This is a genomic window from Shouchella shacheensis (assembly GCF_001484965.1).
GTDB lineage: Bacteria > Bacillota > Bacilli > Bacillales > Bacillaceae_D > Shouchella > Shouchella shacheensis.
In genome coordinates this window covers 14559-35624 of sequence record NZ_LLYY01000037.1, presented here as the reverse complement: position 1 = coordinate 35624, position 21066 = coordinate 14559, and the positions used below count along the sequence as shown (strand labels likewise).

Here is a 21066-nt window from a genome sequence, read left to right as displayed (position 1 = left end):
GCTTGGGTGTTATCCCGCCCACCTCGTTATGAGTACGCGGGAATCCAGGGTAAATGGTCTTACTGCAAATGAGGAAGACCGGCTGAGTGATTCGGATTCCGCTGCGATACAAGACCGTTCTCACGCAAAGATTTGTGGCAGCATCTGGAACATGGTGCGAATGCCTAGGAAAATGGTTAAGACCACTACAATCGCCCCGAAAATTGTCATCCAGAGGGGGTGTTTGTAGTCTCCGACAATGCTGGGACGGTGGGCGGCCAGTAAAATACATCCAAGGGTAATAGGCAAAATCAGTCCGTTAAAGGCTCCGGCAAGGATAAGGAGCATTACGGGCTCACCGATCATCACAAAGATCGCTGTAGAAAGCACGATAAAGCCAATCGTCCAGTAATTTTTATACGGTTCGATGTTTCGGTGGAACGTCGTCAGAAAAGTAACGGACGTATACGCTGCCCCAATGACGGAGGTAACACCTGCGGCAAAAAGAACAAGCCCGAAAATGCGATAGCCAATCTCACCTGCGGCAATCTGGAAAACGGAGGCGGTCGGGTTATCAGGATTAAGGACATGGCCGGCGGAGACAACGCCAAGAACCGCCAAAAACAACACAATCCTCATCACAGAGGCGACCGCAATTCCGGTAATCGACGTATTCGTTACTTGGCGCAAGTTTTCTTTTCCAGTGATGCCTGCATCTAAGAGACGGTGTCCTCCAGCAAAGCTAATATAGCCGCCGACAGTCCCACCGACAACGGTCACGATCGTCAGAACGTCCACTTCAAGCGGAACGACAGAACGCAAAACTGCTTCACCGTAGGGCGGATGGCTGACGACCATCACATACGCGGTGAGCAAAATCATAAGTGCCCCCAGATAGCGGACAATTTTATCCATCGCCACTTGCGCTTCTTTTAAGGAGAAAATGATAACGCCAATGACGCCTGTGAGGAGCGCCCCTGTCGTCGGAGAAAAGCCAATCATGGCGTTGAAGCCGAGTCCTCCACCAGCGACATTTCCAATGTTAAACGCAAGACCCCCTAAAACAATTAAAAAGGCCACGACATAACCAAGTCCAGGCAATACAGTGTTGGCAATTTCTTGCCCCTTCATTTTCGTGACGGCAATGATGCGCCAGATATTTAGCTGCGCACCGATATCAAGAATGATTGATGCGAGAATCACGAACGCAAAACTCGCAAGCAGTTGTTCAGTAAAAACTGCTGTTTGTGTTAAAAAACCGGGGCCAATAGCGGATGTGGCCATTAAAAAAATGGCGCCTACCATGGCCGTCATCCTTCTTTTTTTGAGTTGCTTTGTGTCTTGTACCTGGTCCTGGTCCAATGTTATTCATCCTTTCCAATGTCTATCTATTTTGTGCCCTGAAGAGGGGAGACGCATGCAAAAGGTTTTACCGCTCATCAACCGGCTGTAGGCAGCTCCAACCAGAAGCATGAGCTGTGGCAGGAAAAAGAACGCCAGATATACTATAATCGGCGTTTTGCAAGAGCAAGTGTATGGGAAGGTTCTGCAAGCAAGGGATTATAATAGCAGACGAAAAAGCCTAAGTCACCCCATTTGAGCAAAATGATTTGCGCGAAAATTTACAGTTGAAAAGTCGGGATTTAATAATTTCACGTACTGTATGATAGTTTTTTTAAAAAATATTACCAACATTAACAGCCGCAATCGATGTCTGTTTGTTTTCAACGGAAGTGTTTTTACGAAAAACGACGTCGTTACGGTCAGCATTTTGGATGTTAATCCAAACTGAATAATTTCACTTACTTTATTTCAAACCAAGCAATCTGTTGACTCCAATAATGAATTGTGTAAAATGAAAGTAGATTAGCACTCAGCAAGGAAGAGTGCTAATTAATCTTTGTTCTTACATACAGAAAACGGAAGGGGAAGTATCTTCAATGGTAAAGAAACCGTTTCAAGCGGAGTCAAAACGACTGCTCGAACTGATGATTAACTCGATTTACACACAGAAAGAGATTTTCTTGCGCGAGTTAATTTCAAATGCGAGCGATGCGATTGACAAGATTTATTACCGGGCATTGACGGATGACGCGGTCAGCTTTGAAAAAGACCGATACGCGATTCACATTGCAGCAGATAAAGAAGAGCGAACGCTAACCTTATCGGATACAGGGATTGGCATGACGAAGGAAGAGTTGGAGAACAACCTCGGCACGATCGCGAAGAGCGGTTCGCTTGCTTTTAAAAATGAAACAGAACTGAAAGATGGCCACGACATCATTGGGCAGTTTGGCGTTGGATTCTACGCGGCGTTCATGGTAGCCGATGTCGTGACAGTTGTGAGTAAGACACTAGACGGAGAGCAAGCATTCAAATGGGAATCCAATGGAACGGATGGCTACACGATTGAACCTGTTGAAAAGGAGGCCGTCGGCACCGACATTTTCTTGAAAATCAAAGAAAACACAGAAGACGAATCGTTTGACGAGTATTTAGAGGAATACCGTCTGAAAGCGATTATTAAAAAATACTCCGACTTCATTCGTTATCCCATTAAGATGAATGTCACCGAGCAACGGCCGAAAGAAGACAGTGAAGGAGAATTTGAGGAGTACAAGGAAGAGCAAATCATTAACAGCATGGTGCCGATTTGGCGAAAGAATAAGAGTGAACTTACGAATGAAGATTATGAACAGTTCTACCAAGACAAGCATTATGGCTTTGATCAGCCACTGGAACATATTCATCTGAGCGTCGATGGTGCTGTTCGCTACAATGCGATCTTGTTTATTCCAGAGAATATTCCGTTTGATTACTACTCCAAGGAATTTGAGAAAGGCCTTGAGCTGTATGCCAATGGCGTCTTGATTATGGAGAAATGCGCGGACTTGCTTCCTGATTACTTTAGTTTCGTTAAAGGCATGGTTGATTCAGAAGACCTCTCGCTCAATATCTCGAGAGAAATGCTCCAGCATGACCGTCAACTAAAGCTGATTGCGAAGAACATCAAATCGAAAATCAAGAGCCAGCTCCAGACGCTCATGAAGAATGACCGGGACAAATACGAGAAGTTCTACCAGTCCTTTGGTCGTCAGCTGAAATTTGGTGTTTACAGCGATTTTGGCGCCAGCAAAGACGTCCTGCAAGGTTTGCTGATGTTCTATTCGTCTACCGAGAAAAAGTTGGTCACTCTTAGTGAGTACGTTTCTCGCATGGGTGACGAACAGAAATACATCTACTACGCAACAGGTGAATCCAATGAGCGAATTGAGAAGCTGCCACAAGCAGAACTTGTCGCCGACAAAGGGTATGAAATCCTTTACTTTACCGAAGATATCGATGAATTTGCGATTAAGATGCTCCGCTCCTATCAGGACAAAGAATTCAAATCCGTCTCCAGCGCGGACTTAGGAATTGAGACCGATGAGGAAACTGACACCAAGGCTGAAAATGATGAAAATAAAGAGCTCTTCAATCAAATGAAATCGCTCCTGGTAGGAAAAGTCACGGATGTCCGCGTTTCTAAACGGCTAAAAACCCACCCCGTTTGCCTGGCAGCAGATGGGGAAGTCACAATTGAAATGGAAAAAGTCCTTCAGGCGATGCCGGATAACCAGAATGTCAAAGCGGACAAGGTGCTTGAAATCAACATGAATCACGACGTATTCCGAGCTTTAAAACAAGCAGCTGAACATGACAAAGAAAAGCTAGAGCTTTATACAAATCTGCTCTACAATCAGGCGCTTCTGATCGAAGGCCTGCCGCTGACAGACCCAGTAGGGTTCACGGATGATATGTGCAGAGTGATGGTTTAATTTCATGACGAAACAGGAGCAGAGAATTTGCCTCTGCTCCTGTTTTGCTTTACTAAATTTAAGCTGTTTTTTTCAACCACCGCGATTTTACTTTATCCATCAGGATGGCGATGGCCCCATCGCCCGTAACGTTCGCCGCGGTTCCAAAACTATCCTGTGCCAAGTATAAGGCAATCATCAGTGCTACGGCACCCTCATCAAAGCCAAGCATAGATATTAGAACGCCCGTAGCTGCCATCACAGCTCCTCCTGGAACACCTGGAGCCGCCACCATAATGATGCCAAGCATCAGGATAACCGGAATCATTGCCAAGAACCCTGGAAATTCTAATCCGGGGTACACATACATTACCGCAGTGGCAGCTGTGACAACGGTAATCGTACTTCCAGACAAATGAATGTTAGCACATAGAGGAACGACGAAATTAGCGATGGAGTTGCTGATTTTTGTTTTCTTTACAGACTCCAGTGTGACCGGAATCGTTGCTGCGCTGCTCATCGTCCCAAGAGCCGTGAAATAAGCTGGAAGCATTGTCTTCAAGAGAACAAAAGGATTGCGTTTGCTTGCCGCTCCAGCCACTGTGTACTGCACGAGCAGCCAAGTCAGGTGCATGCCCACCGCCAGTAGGAGGACAATTCCAAAGACACCAAGGGTTTCAAGCACAGTTCCTTCATAACTCATTTCCGTAAAAACACCGGCAATATAAAATGGCAAAAGCGGGATAATAACATGGCGAATCACTAGATCAACAATCTTCTGGCCTTCCATTGCTACGTCCTGAAGCCTTTGCGATCCGCTTGCCGCAATGCCAATCCCGAAGACGAATGCCAGAACGAGCGCTGTTAGCACGCCAAATACCGGTTCAATCGTAAAGTCTAGAAAGCCTTCCATTCCCGATGGTTCCGAAGCGTCCCTTCCAGTAATGCCTAGTGAGGGAATGACAAACATCGCGACACTTACAGCAAACGTTCCTGCCAAAAATGAGGATAGATAGGCAGTCCCAACCGTTGTGCCAAGAATCCTCCCTGCCCCTTTTCCTAAAGAAGCAATGCCTGCGGTAATAAAAAAGAGAATAATCAACGGTACCATGAAAAAGATAAAGCTGCCGATAATGTCACTCACGGTCACCATGAAACGTGCAAGTCCTTCATTCGCTAGAAGCCCAATACCAATACCGGCTACTATTCCCAAGAGTAGCTTAAGAATTAATTTCATACGAGTCCTCCATTCTAGTATAGGTTTAATAGATGTACGAATCCAAAGACAATCATACGGATATTTATGAACAAATGCAAAAAATATTCGTGAAAAATATATTTCCATAATTACGATAGGGTCAGTGACACTCTGGAACCATCAGTAAGGTTCACCGAGATCTGAAACACCTGTAGTTGCACCACTACGTGTTTGATAAGAACTCATATTCTTTCAAACTATTTGGATAGGGGTATTCATAGAAGCATGGTACGCTTAAATTGACAGCATGTCTCTTGGAAACCACCAAACTATTTTAAGGAGAGAATATCCAATGTACTCGAATGAACCCAAGCTGTTCACGGAAGCATTTACGAAAGACCCATACCCTACCTATGCCAGACTTCGAGAGACGGAACCCGTATACCGAACCCTATTTCCAGATGGGCAATATGGGTGGCTCATTACAAGATATGAAGATGCCATTGATGCGTTAAAAGACCTTAGGTTTATCAAAGATTTTTCAAAGCTCGCAGGCGGCAATATGGATCATGAGGGGATTTTCACGCACAATATGCTTTTTGCTGATCCCCCTGATCATAAAAGATTGCGCGGTCTCGTTCAAAAAGCATTTACGCCAAAGATGATTGCCGGAATGAGAGAGCGCATCCAGGCGATTGCTGATGAGTTGCTGGATGAAACCGAAGGGGGCGATCAGCTGAACTTAATCGATAATTTTGCGTTTCCTCTGCCCATCATCGTTATTTCAGAAATGCTCGGCGTTCCGACTGAAGACCGCGACAAGTTTCGCCTCTGGTCCAATTCATTAATCGAAGGTTCCAACGGAGAGCATGCCGCCGATATGGCTTTGCACATGGAGGAGTTTGTCCAGTATCTTGGAAAACGCTTTGCAAGTGTAAGGGAAAATCCAGGCCAAGATCTAATCAGTCAGCTCATCATGGCCGAGGATGAGGGCGACCAATTAACGGAACGTGAACTCTATGGTGTCGTTTCGTTGTTAATTATTGCCGGACATGAAACAACAGTCAATTTAATTGGCAACACCGTTCTCTCACTGCTAGAACACCCGGACGAGCTTAGCCGTTTACAGGAGAACCCCGAATTGATTCACACAGCGATTGAAGAATCTCTTCGATTCAATGGCCCAGTCGAGTTCAGCACATCAAGATGGGCACGCGAAGACCTGGAATTTAAGGGACATACGATGAAAAAAGGAGATTTAGTCATCATCGCCCTTAATTCTGCCAATCACGACCGAGAACAGTTCGACGATCCCGATGTGTTTGATATTGCCCGAGAGAAGAGCCCGCATCTTGCCTTTGGGAAAGGGATTCACTTTTGCCTAGGGGCACCACTTGCTCGCCTAGAAGGTGAAATTGCGATCAACACTCTTTTGCGACGCTATCCGCATATGAAGTTACGTGGTGATAAGGAAGAACTTGAATGGAGGCCCGGTATGGTGGTTAGGGGATTAAAAGAGCTTCCACTTTCGTTGTGAACGGAAAAACTTCAATAGGCAGCACAGCAAAAAAGAAGCGAGGAGCTTCGTCGTCTAAAAACGCCACCCCTTCGCTCAAACAGCCCTGCGCCAAAATTCGGCGCAGGGCTGAAAACATCTCTAGCTTCTTCCCGACGGACTAGACAAAAAGAAACAGAAGGAGCAAGGCGCATGATTCTTCTTGTCTAGTTTGCAGCGGGAAGTCGGCTCGTATTTTTCTAATCGCGCCTTTAAAACCCATTTGACACATAGGGATTATCGAGATATGATGGATCATATTAATCTACATGGATGTTATAGGTTGGTTTGTTCGTTTTTTTACATATCCACATCATTTCTATGTTCACAATACCGCTTATACATGTGGGTGCCCCTTAATTAGGTAAGTATAAAAAAGTATTCCTTGGTGAGGTGATATCATTGCAGCTTCAAGTAACAAACAGTCCTTTTAGTCAAGAGCAAATAGAGCTCCTTAACCGTCTTCTGCCAACACTTGCGGAGTCACAAAAGACTTGGCTGAGCGGGTATCTGGCCGCTCCCCAGGCTCAGGCGATGGTACCAGGAGACGTTCTCCAAGATCACCCGGAGGTGGCAACATCCTCTGAGAACGCTGTGCCAACTCTTACTAAAGAGGTAACGATACTCTTTGGTTCCCACACCGGCAACGGGCAACTGTTATCGGATGAGTACTCCCGAAAGTTAGAAGAGCAAGGATTTCAAGTAACGCTCTCATCCATGGGGGATTTCAAACCGAAGAACTTGAAGAAAGTTGAAAACTTGCTGGTCGTGGTCAGTACACACGGAGAAGGAGACCCGCCAGATGACGCCTTGCCATTTTATGAGTTCTTACATGGTCGAAAAGCACCCAAATTAGAGAACCAGAACTACGCCGTCCTTGCCTTAGGAGACAGCTCCTACGAGTTTTTCTGTCAAACAGGTAAAGATTTCGACAAACGCCTAGAGGAGCTGGGTGGAAAGCGGCTTTATCCGCGCGTTGATTGTGATCTCGACTTTGACGAACCGGCCGAAGAGTGGTTTCAGGGCGTCTTGAGCAGCTTAACGGAGGCTCAGGGGGAGATTTCTGTCAGTACTGGAGCATCCGCACAAGTTCAGGCAGTCGGATTGCCAACTGATGTACCGACTTATTCGCGGACAAATCCTTTTCGTGCCGAAATCTTAGAAAATTTGAATCTTAATGGTCGTGGTTCAAATAAAGAAACTCGCCATCTTGAGTTATCCCTAGAAGGCTCGAATCTTGAGTTTGAGCCCGGCGACAGCTTGGGCATTTATCCTGAAAATGATTCTGCGTTAGTCGATATGCTCATCGACGAAATGAACTGGAACGCTGAAGAGAGTGTCCCAGTGAATAAACAAGGAGAAATTCGCTCCTTGCGTGAGGCATTGAAATCTCATTACGAGATTACGGTGTTGACAAAACCTTTGCTTGAGAAAGCGTCGACGTTCACGTCAAATAGCGCTCTACAAGAGCTTCTGGAAGGGGACGGAGGGAAGCTAAGAGACTACCTTACTGGCCGAGATTTGCTAGATTTCATGCGAGATTTTGCTCCTTGGGAAGGCTCAGTTAGCGAATTCCTTTCGATCCTGCGAAAACTTCCAGCTCGCCTTTACTCGATCGCGAGTTCTTCATCAGCGAATCCAGATGAAGTCCACCTCACAATTGGGGCGGTAAGGTATGATGCACATGGACGTGCCCGAACTGGTGTCTGCTCAGGGCAGTGTGCTGAACGAACAGAGCCGGGCGACTTTCTGCCAATCTACATCCAACGCAACCCGAACTTCAAACTTCCTGCTGAGCCGGACACCCCAATTATCATGATTGGACCAGGCACGGGCATCGCGCCGTTTCGCTCCTTTATGGAAGAAAGGGAGGAAATCGAAGCGGAAGGGAAGTCTTGGCTGTTTTTCGGGGACCAGCACTTTACGACCGACTTTCTTTATCAAGTAGATTGGCAGCGCTGGCTTCAAGAAGGCGTCCTTACCCATATGGATGTCGCCTTTTCCCGTGATACCGAGGAGAAAGTCTACGTCCAGCATCGGATGCTCGAGAAAAGCGAGGAACTTTACCAATGGTTAGAAGAAGGAGCGGTTGTTTACATTTGCGGGGATGAAAAACGCATGGCCCATGATGTTCACACCGCCTTAACCGCCATTCTCGAAAAAGAAGGCGCCATGAGCCAACAAGAAGCCGAAGCATATCTATCACAAATGCAGCAGCAGAAGCGTTATCAACGCGACGTGTATTGAGTGGGAACTGAAAGGAGTTAACCAATGGCAAACAGTAAAATCGTTCCGACCCAGGACGGACCTCCGAGCGACGTGGAGCGCATAAAAAGAGAAAGCAGGTACCTGCGCGGATCATTAAGCGAAACCCTTGAAGATCGGATAAGCGCAGGAATCCCTGATGACGATAATCGATTGATGAAATTCCATGGAAGCTACTTGCAGGATGATCGGGATCTGCGAAATGAACGCAGGCAGCAAAAGCTGGAGCCAGCCTATCAATTCATGGTGCGTGTGCGGGCACCAGGCGGAGTCGCCACGCCTGAGCAATGGTTAACGATGGACGACGTTGCCAATAAATACGGCAACGGCACGTTGAAACTAACGACGCGGCAAGCGTTCCAAATGCACGGAATCCTAAAGTGGAACATGAAGAAAAACATTCGTGAAATCAACGACGCGTTGATGGATACGCTTGCTGCTTGCGGGGACGTGAACCGGAATGTAATGGCCAACCCTAATCCGTACCAATCAGAGGTTCATCTCGAAGTGTACGAATGGGCACGCAAGCTGAGCGATTACCTTTCGCCACGAACCAGAGCGTATCATGAAATCTGGCTCGATGAGGAAAAAGTCGCGGGCACTCCGCAAACAGAAGAAGAGGAGCCAATGTACGGTCCGCTCTATTTGCCACGAAAATTTAAGATCGGGATGGCGGTACCACCTTCCAACGATGTCGATGTTTTTTCTCAAGACATTGGGCTGATCGCGATTTTAGAAGATAACCAGCTGAAAGGTTTCAACGTGGCCGTCGGGGGCGGCATGGGAATGACTCATGGGGATGAGAGCACATACCCTCAACTCGGCCGAGTGATTGGCTTCTGCTCCCCTAATGAGGTTGTCGATGTGTGCGAGAAGCTCATCACGATTCAACGGGATTATGGCAACCGCTCCGTTAGAAAGAATGCTCGGTTCAAGTACACGATTGATGCACGCGGACTTGATTGGGTCAAAGGAGAATTGCATGAGAGGTTAGGCTGGGAACTCGAGGAGGCGCGTTCGTACCATTTCGAGCATAACGGCGACCGCTATGGCTGGGTGAAAGGTAGTAACAACCGTTGGCATTTCACGCTCTTCATTCAGAACGGCCGTATTATAGATTCCGAAGACTACCTGTTGATGACCGGGCTGCGCGAAATCGCGAAGATTCATACGGGCGACTTTCGACTCACCCCCAACCAGAATGTGGTCATCGCCAATGTGACAAGCCATAAAAAACGGAAAATCGTCGAATTGATCGAGAAATACGGACTTACGGATGGCGAGCATTATTCTGCTTTGCGGAGAAATTCCATGGCCTGTGTCGCCTTTCCAACCTGTGGGCTGGCGATGGCAGAAGCGGAACGCTATCTCCCCGCTTTACTGGAGAAACTTGAATCGGTCGTGGATGAAGCTGGGTTGCACGAAGAAGAGATCGTGATTCGCATGTCCGGCTGCCCAAACGGCTGTTCACGCCCGTCTCTGGGCGAAATTGGCTTTATCGGCAAAGCTCCAGGGAAATACAATATGTATTTAGGCGCAGGCTTTTCCGGAGACCGGTTGAACAAGCTTTACCGTGAAAACATCGGAGAAGAAGAGATCTTAGAATCGCTTCGCTCCCTCCTTTTTCAGTATGCAAAAGAACGGCAGGAAAGCGAACATTTTGGCAATTTTGTGATTCGCACTGGTCATGTGAAAGAAGTGCATTCCGGAACCGATTTTCATGAGTGAGGGGATTAGAGGTTTTTATAAGCATGGTGCGGCGCTTATATTAATATAAGGAACCATAATGGCTGTCGGTGTTCAATCACTGACAGTTTTTTTGTCTAGCTCCACAGGATCGAAGCCTGGGAATTTTCAGTCCTGGCAAGCGTTAGCCAAAAATCGGGTTTTTTGTCAGGCCTTCCAAAATCCTTGCTTCGGGGCCACCCGCCTGTGCTTTTCGGATTGATGGAAAGAGTGCTTTTTTGTTGAGCGTAGTCCAAGAGATTTGCAAGGAAAACAGGGGAAGCTCTCTCATCGAGGGCTTTTTCCGATTTTTCAGCCCTCGTTACCTAGGTTTCTTCATTAGCATAGGAGCACATTCTTTCTCAATCGGGGTTGTGGTCCAAACAGTCCTTAAATCCTTACATAGTATGAGTTAAGTTTAAAAAAGGGAGGAGAAAAATAAATGGGTTATTATAAAGATAAAAGAGATAAAAAAGATAAGAAACGCTGCAGGAGGTGTAAGAGGTACTTCAAATATAGAGACGGTTTAAAAAGGCGCAGACGCGTAGACAACGAAACCAAGACTAGAAATGTATGGCTAGATAACGAAAACGAGGTCGAAGTAAATAACGAAGTGAAAAACAAAGTAAAGGATCAAAACTTTAATTTCAACGAAGCCAACGTTGTGGATAGTGGAAACTCCTATGTTGACGTTTACGTTGACGCAGAGGCTTTTGCCCGTACTCTCTCAGAGGCACGTGAGGAAGACGAAAAAGAAAAAGAGAAATAAAGGGATTAAGATAGTGGGTGCTACTCGCACCCACTATCTTTTGTTTCTCGTAGGGGGGTGGATTTGCAACCAGATGGAGAAATTGATGATCGTGGACTGGAAGTAGCGAAAAAAACGAGGCGAATTCACCCTTAGGCAATTCCCCTCGCTCGTTTTATCTCGCGAGATTTTGTCATTTAATTTACATATTTCAGGAAATGTCAACTGCATGCTTGAGCAAAATTGGCTGAACCAGGCATTGATGAACGGCAGGGTTGAGTAAGCCTTCCTGCTATTTTTTCAACATACTAGCCAAGGAGGACAAATCCTTAGGCCCTTTTCCGCTGACAATCGTTTCCACAATTCTGTCTTCCTTTTCTTGCGACACCGGACGGTTGGCTACTCGTGCAACTTCTCTGACAACCTTTCGCACCGTATCACGATCGCGGAAATCTGCATTTTGAAAGGTTCTAGCAAGACCTAAAATGTCTTCCATTTTCACGCCCGTTTTCTTTTTAATTGAGTCAAATAGATGATTGTTATTCATGGGTTCTCTCCCTTCTCAAGATAATTGAGGATGGTCCTCCTCGTCAGAGCAAGTAGAGGATCACTCCGACGATAATCAGCAAGATGAACAACACCAAAATGAGTATGAATTCTTTTAGCTCCATTTCCTTCCTGAACCGCCCTTCCTTTGCCCCTTCTTTGTACATTATGTGTGATACGGTTTATTGGTTCGGACAGACACCCACTGAAGCTGAATTCAACCATTTGTCCCTTAATGCGCTAAGCAAAGGGAAGGTGAGGATTGGATAAAGGTCAAACCGAAAAGCGAAGGCGGGTTGCCTAGAAGCAAGAATTTTGGAGAACCGATAAAAGAAATCCCGTACTTGGATTTCGTTGTCAGGGCGAAAAACCTCGACGCTTCTACCCGCCGGAGCTAGAAAAAAAAGCAACCAGCCCTTAAATGCTGGTTGCTTTCTGGTTTTTCCTTGTAAAAAGCAAAAGCCCGGAAATGATGGCAAGAACGGGCAATTCAATCAATGGGCCAATCACCAACGCTAGGGCGATGAGGGGTTGATCAGGAAAAGCGGTGACCGCTATCGCCAAAGCCACTGGCGAATTTCTAGCTATGATCGTTAAAGTTAAGCTAGCGGTATTTTCATAAGAAAACTTTAGAAATCTCCCAATCAAACGAGCGAGCACATAGTTGATAACAAAATACAACAAGACGGGGATGAGCAAAATATAAAGGACATTAAGGTTTTCTAGTAAGTAAGAACCTTGCGAAGCGAACATCGCCATGATCGCCAGTGCTAGGAAGAACACTTGTCCGCTGCCAAAAAAGGGCGTCCATTTGTTCTTTAAAAACGATTCCTTTTTCTTTAATACATAACGTGAAAGAAGGGCAAGCGCAAAGGGGGCGACAAGGACAAGTATAACGCTCTCCAGAACGGTTGATAGCTCAACCGTTTCAACGGTTCCAGCAAAAATGAGCAGGTACACCGGGAGAAGCAACACTTGCAAAATTACGTTGACTGGTAATAGCGCTGTCGAAAGGGGGACATTCCCTTTAGCGACGCCAGTAAATATCAGATACCAATCCGTACAGGGAGTCACCATCAACATGATAAAACCCATCCATAACGCTGGATGCTCGGACAAGAATAAAAAGCCCAGTCCCCAAGCAAGTAAAGGTGTCCAAATAAAATTAATAATCGTACTCGTACTCAGGAATTTGTAATTCAGAAAGGCTTTTTTCAATGGCTTTAACGGAATGGTTAGAAACAATCCATATAACATGACGAACAAAAAAGGGATAATGAAATAGTCCGCGTATTGCTCGATTATGTGAAGCTGTCCTAAGAGAAGCCCTAGGCTAATAGAAAGCAAGATAACAAGCGTTTGTAGCTTTTCCAATGTCCTCATGAATGGTTACCCTCTTCTTGACTATACGTGATCTACACCCCAGTATACTCTCCTCGGGACGCCCACTTAAAGGAAAATATACCTCATCCATCGATAAAAAAGGGATTGAGGTGGGTTGGAGCATAACCGAGAGACTCTCGGTTACTCCGTTCCTTTTATTCTGATGACGAATTGCGTGGTTGTAAAAGAGCCAATAGAGGTCGTTCAACTTCGCTAACAATCAAAACAGCCTGCCGCTTTCCATTCGCTCCTATAATCACTCCCCTTTGCGACGTTTTAACTCAAGCACGATCGTCGTATACTGCTGATCAAGCCGATACATCCAAAGCAAAATGGTTTGCAGGATGGCCAGAAGTAGCGGGAGATAAATATTCAGAACAATAATCATATCGATGGCCATGGCCGATTGGGCAGGACTTGCCCCGACGTAGCCGCCAAAGGCAAGGAGCCAGCCGATGATCGCTCCTCCAAGACCTGCTCCGACTTTCATGCCAAAGCTGGCGGCACTATTGATCAATCCTTCTGTTCTCACGCCTGACTTCCATTCCCCGTATTCTGCCGTATCATTAATCATGGCATACAATACCATAATAACCGGCAGCAACCCGAACCCCTGGATAATAGTCCCTACTAAAAAGACAGGGAGACTTGATGTTTCTATTAGTTTCACAAGTGGCCCAAACATACCAATAAAAGAGACCGCTAAGGCGATGTTTCGTTTACCGAAACGCTTGACGATCCGGGAAATGAAGAAAAACCCAACGATCGTTGGCACAAATAAAGCGAGGCCAATGATAGAAAAATAGCTTGTATTTCCAAGAATGTACTGTGCGTAATACAGGCCCGCCCCTGCAAGAAGCGCATTAAGCGTGTACGCCACTACACAGTACAGTGTGATAATAACCCAGTATTTATTCGAGAACAACGCTTTGTAGGCTATAAGAAAAGGAATACTATTTTTTTGACGGTTCCTGTGGTTGCCTACTCGTTCGGTAGTCGCACGAAAGGCAATAAAACTAGTGGCAACAATGATCACGCTTATCATTAAAGCAAGAAGAGTCCAGCCCAGCCTACCGCCAATGGCGCTTGCAACCGGCTGAGCAGAGACCGTGATTACGAGCGTTGCAATCATCGTAAAGACGCCCGAGTAAATATTAATTACGGATCGCCCTTGCTGCACTTGAGTCATAAGCCCAAGCAGTGTTTTAAGGGCAATCGAAATGGCTGTATAGGCCAAGATTAGGGAGATATAGGTCACATACGCGTATATAATTTTCCCCGAATCGCTAATGTCAGGGACCGAAAAAACAAGCACTGTGGTAATTCCAAGGGGGATGGCTGTCCAAAGAACCCAGGGGCGTGCTTTCCCATGCTTTGATTTTGTGCGATCGATGAGCGTTCCCATACCAATATCCGTGACCCCATCTAACAAACGAACGACGAGCATCATCGTGCCTACGGCGGCAGCGGAAATGCCGGCAACGTCCGTATAATAAAAGGTTAGAAAGGTGCCGATCAACGTCCATACAGAGATAATTCCTAAGTATCCAAGTCCATAATGCAGCATTTCCTTATGTCCAGGAACCTTTGAATGATCGGGTGTCGTCGCTCGTTGCTCTGCCAGTTTTTTTGCGTCCATGCTTCTCCCTCCTCCGGTGAATGCGTTTACATCTTTTATTCTACTTGATCAAAAACATACTAACTGATTAGTATGTTTCCCATCTTACACTTTTTATCGAAATAATCAAATCATTTTTATGAGTTTTCTTAAACCTTTTAGTTAGAGACGGCTCGGGGAAGATCATCCCTTCTCTAGAAAATTATAAGCCCTGTTGGATATTATTGTTTGAATAATGCCATCAGTCTGGTATACTTTAAACATACCAACTGGTTAGTATTAAAAAGGAGGGGTTGGCTTGGATTTTTCTTATTCATCAAAGGTACAGGAATTGCAAAAAAAGGTGACGGCGTTCATGGAAGCCCATGTGTACCCAAATGAAAGGCTTTATGAAGAACAGCTCAATGAGATGGAAACGCGCTGGACAGCGGTCCCCCCGATGATGGAAGAATTAAAGGCTAAAGCGAAGGAAGAGGGCTTATGGAATTTATTTTTGCCAGACAGCGAACTTGGAGCTGGGCTGACCAATATTGAGTATGCGCCGCTTTGTGAAATCATGGGCCGCTCGCTAATTGCTCCAGAAGTCTTTAATTGCGCTGCCCCCGATACGGGCAATATGGAGGTTCTTGTTCGCTACGGAACCGAGGAACAGAAGAAACGCTGGCTTAAACCGCTTCTGGAAGGAGAGATTCGCTCCTGTTTTGCGATGACGGAGCCAGAGGTCGCTTCCTCAGACGCTACCAATATTGAAGCGAGAATTGAGCGGGATGGGGAAGAGTACGTCATTAACGGGCGAAAATGGTGGACGTCTGGAGCCGGTGATCCACGTTGTGAGATTGCGATTGTGATGGGAAAAACGAATCCTGAGGCCCAGCGCCATGAACAGCAAGCGATGATTCTTGTCCCACTTAAGACCCCGGGCGTGACAGTCGAGCGAACGCTGCCTGTGTTTGGGTATGATCACGCCCCTCATGGTCACGGAGAAGTAACATTTGACAATGTACGTGTGCCGAAAGAAAATATCTTATTAGGTGAAGGCAAAGGATTCGCGATTGCCCAAGGAAGGCTCGGTCCGGGACGCATTCACCACTGCATGCGCTTAATTGGGGCAGCGGAGCGATCGCTTGAGGAAATGTGTAAGCGGATTCAACAAAGGGAAGCTTTTGGTAAGCCTTTATCGAGGCAAGGCGTTGTCGCAGAGTGGGTGGCAGAGTCCCGCATTGATATCGAGCAGGCACGCTTGCTTACACTTCGAGCGGCTTATCGCATGGACACGGTCGGCAACAAGGAAGCGAAGGCAGATATCGCCATGATTAAAGTGGTCGCACCGTCGATGGCGTTACGCGTAATCGATCGGGCGATTCAGGCTTTTGGCGGCGCGGGCGTCTCCAATGACTTCCCAATGGCTGCACAGTGGGCCAATTCACGAACGTTGCGCCTCGCCGATGGCCCCGACGAAGTGCACCGAGCGCAAATCGCCAAGCTTGAGTTAAAAAACCATCAAGAAGCTGGACATACACAAACAGCTAAGGAGGGATCCCGATGAGCGTTATCGACCTCTTTTCAGTCAAAGGGAAAACAGCGATCGTCACGGGCGGCGGTAGAGGGCTCGGGATTCAAATCGCGCAGGGGCTCGCAGAAGCGGGCGCCAATGTCGTCCTCTGCTCAAGAAAGTTGGAGGGGTGCCAGGAAGCGGCCAAGAAAATTGAAGAAACCACAGGCGTCGAAACGCTTGCGCTACCATGTGATGTCGTCAATCAAGAGGACGTGGAAGCCGTTGTTCGGGACACGAAGGAGCGATTTGGAAGCATCGACATTCTTGTCAATAACAGTGGAGCCTCATGGGGCGCTTCGGTGCTTGATATGCCGCTTGAAGCCTGGCACAAGGTGATGAATGTGAACGTCACCGGCACATTTTTGATGAGCCAGTCAGTGGGAAGAGTGATGATCGAGCAGGGCGGCGGCAAAATCATTAACATTGCCTCCGTTACCGGACTCAAGAGTTCTCCTCCAGGCGTGCTGGACACGATTGGCTACAACACGAGCAAAGGAGCGATTATTACCTTTACAAAGGACCTCGCCTCAAAGTGGGGAGAGCATAATATTAACGTCAACGCGATTGCCCCGGGCTTTTTTCCAACAAAAATGTCAAAGGTGGTCATCGAAAAAGGCGGGGACGCAATTCTTGCAGGGACGCCCCTTGCCCGCTTTGGCTCAGACGATGACTTGAAAGGCGTCGCCCTCTTCCTAGCCTCAAAGGCTTCAGACTATATCACCGGCGATGTTGTCGTTGTAGATGGAGGTTCACACGTCAGGTAATCCAAACGGAATGGAGGGTTCCTATGAACCAGGAAAAAGCTTGGCTCAAACAATATCCAGAATTTCTCACAAACGACATTGAAGTGCCCAATCAAACCCTTCCGGAAATGCTAGGGAAGAAAGCGGTTACGTACCCGGATGCTCATGCGACCTCCTTCTATGGACAGAAACTGACGTATAAAGAGCTCGTCGCTGCGATTGATTCGTTCGCTTCAAGCCTGCAAGCGTCTGGGGTGGAAAAAGGGGACCGGGTCGCGATTATGCTGCCGAACTGCCCGCACTACGTGATTGCTTACTACGGGATCTTAAAGGCCGGAGCAGTGGTGACGCAAATCAATCCGATGAGCGTGGACCGGGAAATCACCTACTTCCTGAATGATTCCGGAGCGAAAGCGGTCGTTGTGTTCGAAGCTCTTTATGAGCGAGTGAAAAAAAGCGAGAGCGAGACGGTTGAGACGATCATTGTCGTTAGCTTCGAGTCATCAGCTGTGCCAGGCCCAGATCCAAGCTTTGATGCGTTTCTTGCAAATGGGAAGGAAGAACCGAAAGCGGTGGAAACAAACATCGAGGATGTGGCGGTTCTGCAGTATACAGGGGGGACGACGAGTCTGTCCAAGGGGGCGATGCTGACTCATCGCAACCTGATGGCGAACGTGATTCAAAATTACTTATTTTTTCAAGAAGAGATTGAGATTGGTCAAGATAAAACATTAGCTGTAATCCCGCTCTTTCACGTCTTCGGCATGACCGTCTGCATGAATTTGGGTCTCTATACCGCTTCGGAAGTTATCCTCCTCCCCCGTTTTGATCCAGAGGAGGTACTGAAAACGATCGGGGAACAGCGCCCCGGAGCGTTTCCAGCGGTTCCAACCATGTATGTGGCGTTAAACAGTCACCCACTGGCTACCAAAACGGACATAAGCAGCATCAAAATTTGCAACAGTGGCAGCGCACCGATGCCTGTAGAAGTAATGCGCTCGTTTGAGGAAAAGAGTGGGGCCAAGATTCTAGAAGGCTACGGGCTATCGGAGGCATCGCCGACGACGCACTGCAACCCTGCCTTTGCTAAGAAAAAACCAGGCAGTGTAGGTATCGGACTCCCTGGCACCGACTACAAGGTTGTCGATCTCGCTTCCGGGGAGAACGAAATGAAGAATGGCGATCTCGGCGAAATTATCATCCGTGGACCGCAAGTGATGAAGGGCTACTGGAACAAACCAGAAGAGACCGCGAATGCCCTTAGGGATGGTTGGCTTTACACAGGGGATATCGGTCGAATCGACGACGAGGGCTACCTTTATATTGTTGACCGCAAAAAAGACATGATCATCGCAAGTGGGGAAAACATTTATCCCCGTGACGTGGAGGAAGTGCTGTATGAACATCCGGCGATCAAAGAAGCCGTGGTCATTGGTGTGCCCGACGCCTACAGAGGCGAAACTGTCAAAGCCTATCTTGTCCTGCATGAAGGGCAAACGCTTGAACCGAAAGAAGTGGAAACATACTGTCGTGCCCATATGGCTGCTTACAAAATCCCTAGGATCGTTGAATTCCGAGAAGAGCTTCCGAAGACCAATGTAGGGAAGATCTTACGAAAAGCGTTACGAGAAGAAGCAACAACCAATCAGGAGTGAGGATGTACAAAGGCCCACATGGTATCATGAAACCATACAATCAAAAGAATGTGGGGAGTCAACCATGAGAGATGCCATTAAAGCGAAAGCTATTACATTATTTGAAGAAAAGGGATTTTCAGAGACGTCCATTCAGGATATTGTCGAGGCGATGGAGGTCACGAAAGGAACGTTTTATTACTATTTTTCAAGCAAAGAATCGCTGCTGATGGAAATTCATCTGGAATACATTGAAGGCATTTTAAACGAGCAGGCAGCGATTTATGAAGCGCCGGCGAAGTCCAGTAAAGAAAAGCTAATCGATACGGTTTTTCTTCTCGTTACGAAAATCAAAACCCAAGGGCCAAGCGCGAAAATTTTTTACCGTGAAATGCGCCATTTGAATCAGGAAAGTTATGAGAACATTGCCGGGAAACGCAATGAATTCAGGTGGAATTTGCAGCGTGTTATTGAAGACGGGGTAAGAGACGGTGAATTTCAAAAAGGGTTGCGCCCCTCCATTACAGCTCTTGCCGTATTAGGCATTACCAACTGGAGCTATCAGTGGTTTGATCCTAATGGAGAACTGTTGGACGAAGAGGTCGCGCAACATTTTGTGGAACTGATTTTGCAAGGCATTCAAATCAAGGAGTGATGAGTGTTATGGCTCAAATTGAACGGATCACAGTCATTGGTGCAGGACAAATGGGGCATCAAATTGCGATGCTATCAGCCTTAGGGGGCTTTACAACAACAATTCAGGATGTGAAAGAAGAAGCACTCGCAGGGGCGAAAGCAAAGCTCGAGGGGATCATGGGCGATTGGGTGAAAAAAAGCAAGATCACAGAAGAAGAAAAGGAAGCAGCTTTTGCTCGCTTGCAGTTTACGACCAGTATGGAAGAAGCAGCGGGAAATGCTGACTTTATCATTGAAGCCGCTGTCGAAAAACTAGAGGTGAAGCAGCAGATTTTTACGCAGTTAGACATCATCGCTCCTGGTCATACGATCCTCGCCACCAACAGCTCCACGATCGTTAATAGCTTGCTGGAAACCAATCGTGCAGACAAAGTCGTCAATATGCACTTCTTCTTCCCGCCGCTTGTGATGGACTGCGTCGAAGTCGTAATGAGTGACGTCACCTCAGAGGAAACGGCAGAAGTGACCATGAAGGTGAGTGAGACGATGAACCGGACAGCGGTGCTTCTCCGAAAAGAAATTTCCGGCTTCGTCGCCAATCGCATTCTCGGTGCCTTGCAGCGCGAAGCGGTTTACCTCTATGAGGAAGGAATTGCTGACTTTAAAGACATTGACACGATTTGTCGCAAGGCGCTTCGTCATCCGATCGGTCCTTTTGAGTTAATGGATTTATCGGGCATTGATGTTGGCTATTATGTGATGCAGCAACGCTACCAGGAGACCGGCGACCCTGCTGATCAACCGGCAGCCTGCATTGAAGAGAAAGTGAAGGAGGGAAATCTCGGGCGCAAAACCGGCAAAGGCTGGTACGACTATACGAAAAAAGGAGTGACCCAGTAATGGCCGCGTACCTAAGCGTTGAACGTGCAGATGGTCTAGCCACAATCACGATCCAGAACCCGCCGCTCAATGTGCTCAGTCACGCGGTGTTCCAGGAGTTGGATGAGACATTCCAAGAGCTTGCGGACGATCAAAAAGTCATCGCCGTTCTGATCACCGGGGGAGGAGAAAAAGCCTTCGTTGCTGGGGCAGACATCAAAGAGTTCCCGCAGATGATGGGAAGCCCGTCGATGAAAGAACAAGTGATGGAGACACACGCCGTTTTAAGTCGAATTGAGCAGTTTCCCAAACCAACCATCGCCGTATTGAATGGCTTAACGCTTGGAGGCGGATGTGAGCTTGCGCTCTGCTGTGACATTCGTGTAGCCGAAGCGCATGTTAAAGTCGGCCTGCCAGAAATCGCTCTTGGGCTCTTTCCTGGAGGCGGCGGGACACAGCGTTTGCCTCGACTGATTGGAACGGCCAAAGCGAAGGAGCTGATGTTCACAGGAGAGCCGGTGCAGGCCGAGGAAGCCCGTGAGCTTGGACTTGTTAACCACGTAGTTCCTAGTGGGGAAGGCCTAAAGCAGGCGAAGGCACTCGCCACTAAAATGACAACGCATTCACTTGTCTCACTCTCACGCATTAAGCAAGCCGTAAATGATGGCATGGATAAAGACATCCAGGCTGCGCTTGAATGGGAAGCGGATCTATTTGCCGAAGTGTTTCAATCCGAGGACATTAAAGAAGGCGTACAGGCGTTCATCGAAAAACGCAAGCCATCATTTGTACACCGTTAAGGGGG

At 47.2% G+C, this 21066-nt stretch carries 16 protein-coding genes; 11 read left to right on the top strand and 5 right to left on the bottom strand.

Going from position 1 to position 21066, the window contains the following annotated elements; genetic code table 11:
• Nucleotides 1–120 precede the first annotated feature (120 nt).
• A complete protein-coding gene (locus AVZ68_RS17695) occupies nucleotides 121–1293 on the bottom strand; it encodes an NRAMP family divalent metal transporter (protein ID WP_059105913.1) in 1173 nt (390 codons plus the stop codon).
• Nucleotides 1294–1919: 626 nt separating this feature from the next.
• Here AVZ68_RS17695 and htpG point away from each other — a divergent pair.
• Complete coding sequence (htpG, locus tag AVZ68_RS17690; protein WP_059105912.1) at nucleotides 1920–3797, top strand: molecular chaperone HtpG; 1878 nt, start codon at nucleotides 1920–1922, stop codon at nucleotides 3795–3797.
• Nucleotides 3798–3855: 58 nt separating this feature from the next.
• Here htpG and AVZ68_RS17685 read toward each other — a convergent pair whose 3' ends face one another.
• Entirely contained in the window at nucleotides 3856–5013 is a 1158-nt protein-coding gene (locus AVZ68_RS17685) for a dicarboxylate/amino acid:cation symporter (protein WP_059105911.1), read from the bottom strand.
• Nucleotides 5014–5326: 313 nt separating this feature from the next.
• On the opposite strand from AVZ68_RS17685, the gene AVZ68_RS17680 reads away from it, so the two are divergent.
• The 4 genes from AVZ68_RS17680 to AVZ68_RS17665 all read left to right on the top strand — a co-directional run bounded on the left by AVZ68_RS17680 (nucleotide 5327) and on the right by AVZ68_RS17665 (nucleotide 11288).
• The gene (locus tag AVZ68_RS17680) at nucleotides 5327–6511 is read left to right on the top strand and encodes a cytochrome P450 family protein (RefSeq protein ID WP_059105910.1); all 1185 of its coding nucleotides are present in this window, start codon (nucleotides 5327–5329) and stop codon (nucleotides 6509–6511) included.
• A gap of 420 nt (nucleotides 6512–6931) precedes the next feature.
• Nucleotides 6932–8776: an assimilatory sulfite reductase (NADPH) flavoprotein subunit gene (locus AVZ68_RS17675; protein ID WP_059105909.1), complete on the top strand. Its 1845-nt coding sequence runs from the start codon at nucleotides 6932–6934 to the stop codon at nucleotides 8774–8776.
• Between the two features lie 24 nt (nucleotides 8777–8800).
• Nucleotides 8801–10522, top strand: coding sequence for an assimilatory sulfite reductase (NADPH) hemoprotein subunit (gene cysI, locus AVZ68_RS17670; protein ID WP_059105908.1), 1722 nt, complete (start codon nucleotides 8801–8803; stop codon nucleotides 10520–10522).
• 439 nt (nucleotides 10523–10961) lie between these two features.
• A complete protein-coding gene (locus AVZ68_RS17665) occupies nucleotides 10962–11288 on the top strand; it encodes a hypothetical protein (RefSeq protein ID WP_059105907.1) in 327 nt (108 codons plus the stop codon).
• A gap of 271 nt (nucleotides 11289–11559) precedes the next feature.
• Here AVZ68_RS17665 and AVZ68_RS17660 read toward each other — a convergent pair whose 3' ends face one another.
• From AVZ68_RS17660 to AVZ68_RS17650, 3 genes are all read right to left on the bottom strand, one after another.
• Nucleotides 11560–11814, bottom strand: coding sequence for a stage VI sporulation protein F (locus tag AVZ68_RS17660; protein ID WP_059105906.1), 255 nt, complete (start codon nucleotides 11812–11814; stop codon nucleotides 11560–11562).
• 416 nt (nucleotides 11815–12230) lie between these two features.
• A complete protein-coding gene (locus AVZ68_RS17655; protein WP_059105905.1) occupies nucleotides 12231–13196 on the bottom strand; it encodes an arsenic resistance protein in 966 nt (321 codons plus the stop codon).
• A 256-nt stretch (nucleotides 13197–13452) separates the two neighbouring features.
• Nucleotides 13453–14835, bottom strand: a complete 1383-nt coding sequence (locus tag AVZ68_RS17650) for an MFS transporter (RefSeq protein ID WP_059105904.1) — start codon at nucleotides 14833–14835, stop codon at nucleotides 13453–13455.
• Between the two features lie 277 nt (nucleotides 14836–15112).
• Here AVZ68_RS17650 and AVZ68_RS17645 point away from each other — a divergent pair, with 277 nt between their 5' ends.
• The 6 genes from AVZ68_RS17645 to AVZ68_RS17620 all read left to right on the top strand — a co-directional run bounded on the left by AVZ68_RS17645 (nucleotide 15113) and on the right by AVZ68_RS17620 (nucleotide 21061).
• A complete protein-coding gene (locus AVZ68_RS17645; protein ID WP_059105903.1) occupies nucleotides 15113–16360 on the top strand; it encodes an acyl-CoA dehydrogenase family protein in 1248 nt (415 codons plus the stop codon).
• On the top strand, nucleotides 16357–17133 hold the full coding sequence (locus AVZ68_RS17640; RefSeq protein ID WP_059105902.1) for an SDR family oxidoreductase: 777 nt from the start codon (nucleotides 16357–16359) through the stop codon (nucleotides 17131–17133). Before AVZ68_RS17645 ends, AVZ68_RS17640 begins: the two co-directional genes overlap by 4 nt.
• 23 nt (nucleotides 17134–17156) lie before the next feature.
• Nucleotides 17157–18767 carry a long-chain-fatty-acid--CoA ligase gene (locus tag AVZ68_RS17635; protein WP_059105901.1) on the top strand — a complete coding sequence of 537 codons (1611 nt, stop codon included), beginning with the start codon at nucleotides 17157–17159 and terminating at the stop codon, nucleotides 18765–18767.
• A 64-nt stretch (nucleotides 18768–18831) separates the two neighbouring features.
• Entirely contained in the window at nucleotides 18832–19401 is a 570-nt protein-coding gene (locus AVZ68_RS17630) for a TetR/AcrR family transcriptional regulator (RefSeq protein WP_059105900.1), read from the top strand.
• A complete protein-coding gene (locus AVZ68_RS17625; protein ID WP_059105899.1) occupies nucleotides 19401–20282 on the top strand; it encodes a 3-hydroxyacyl-CoA dehydrogenase family protein in 882 nt (293 codons plus the stop codon). The genes AVZ68_RS17630 and AVZ68_RS17625 overlap by 1 nt, the downstream gene beginning before the upstream one ends.
• Nucleotides 20282–21061 (top strand): enoyl-CoA hydratase, encoded by a 780-nt coding sequence (locus AVZ68_RS17620; RefSeq protein WP_059105898.1) that lies wholly within the window; start codon nucleotides 20282–20284, stop codon nucleotides 21059–21061. Before AVZ68_RS17625 ends, AVZ68_RS17620 begins: the two co-directional genes overlap by 1 nt.
• The last annotated feature ends 5 nt before the right edge of the window (nucleotides 21062–21066 follow it).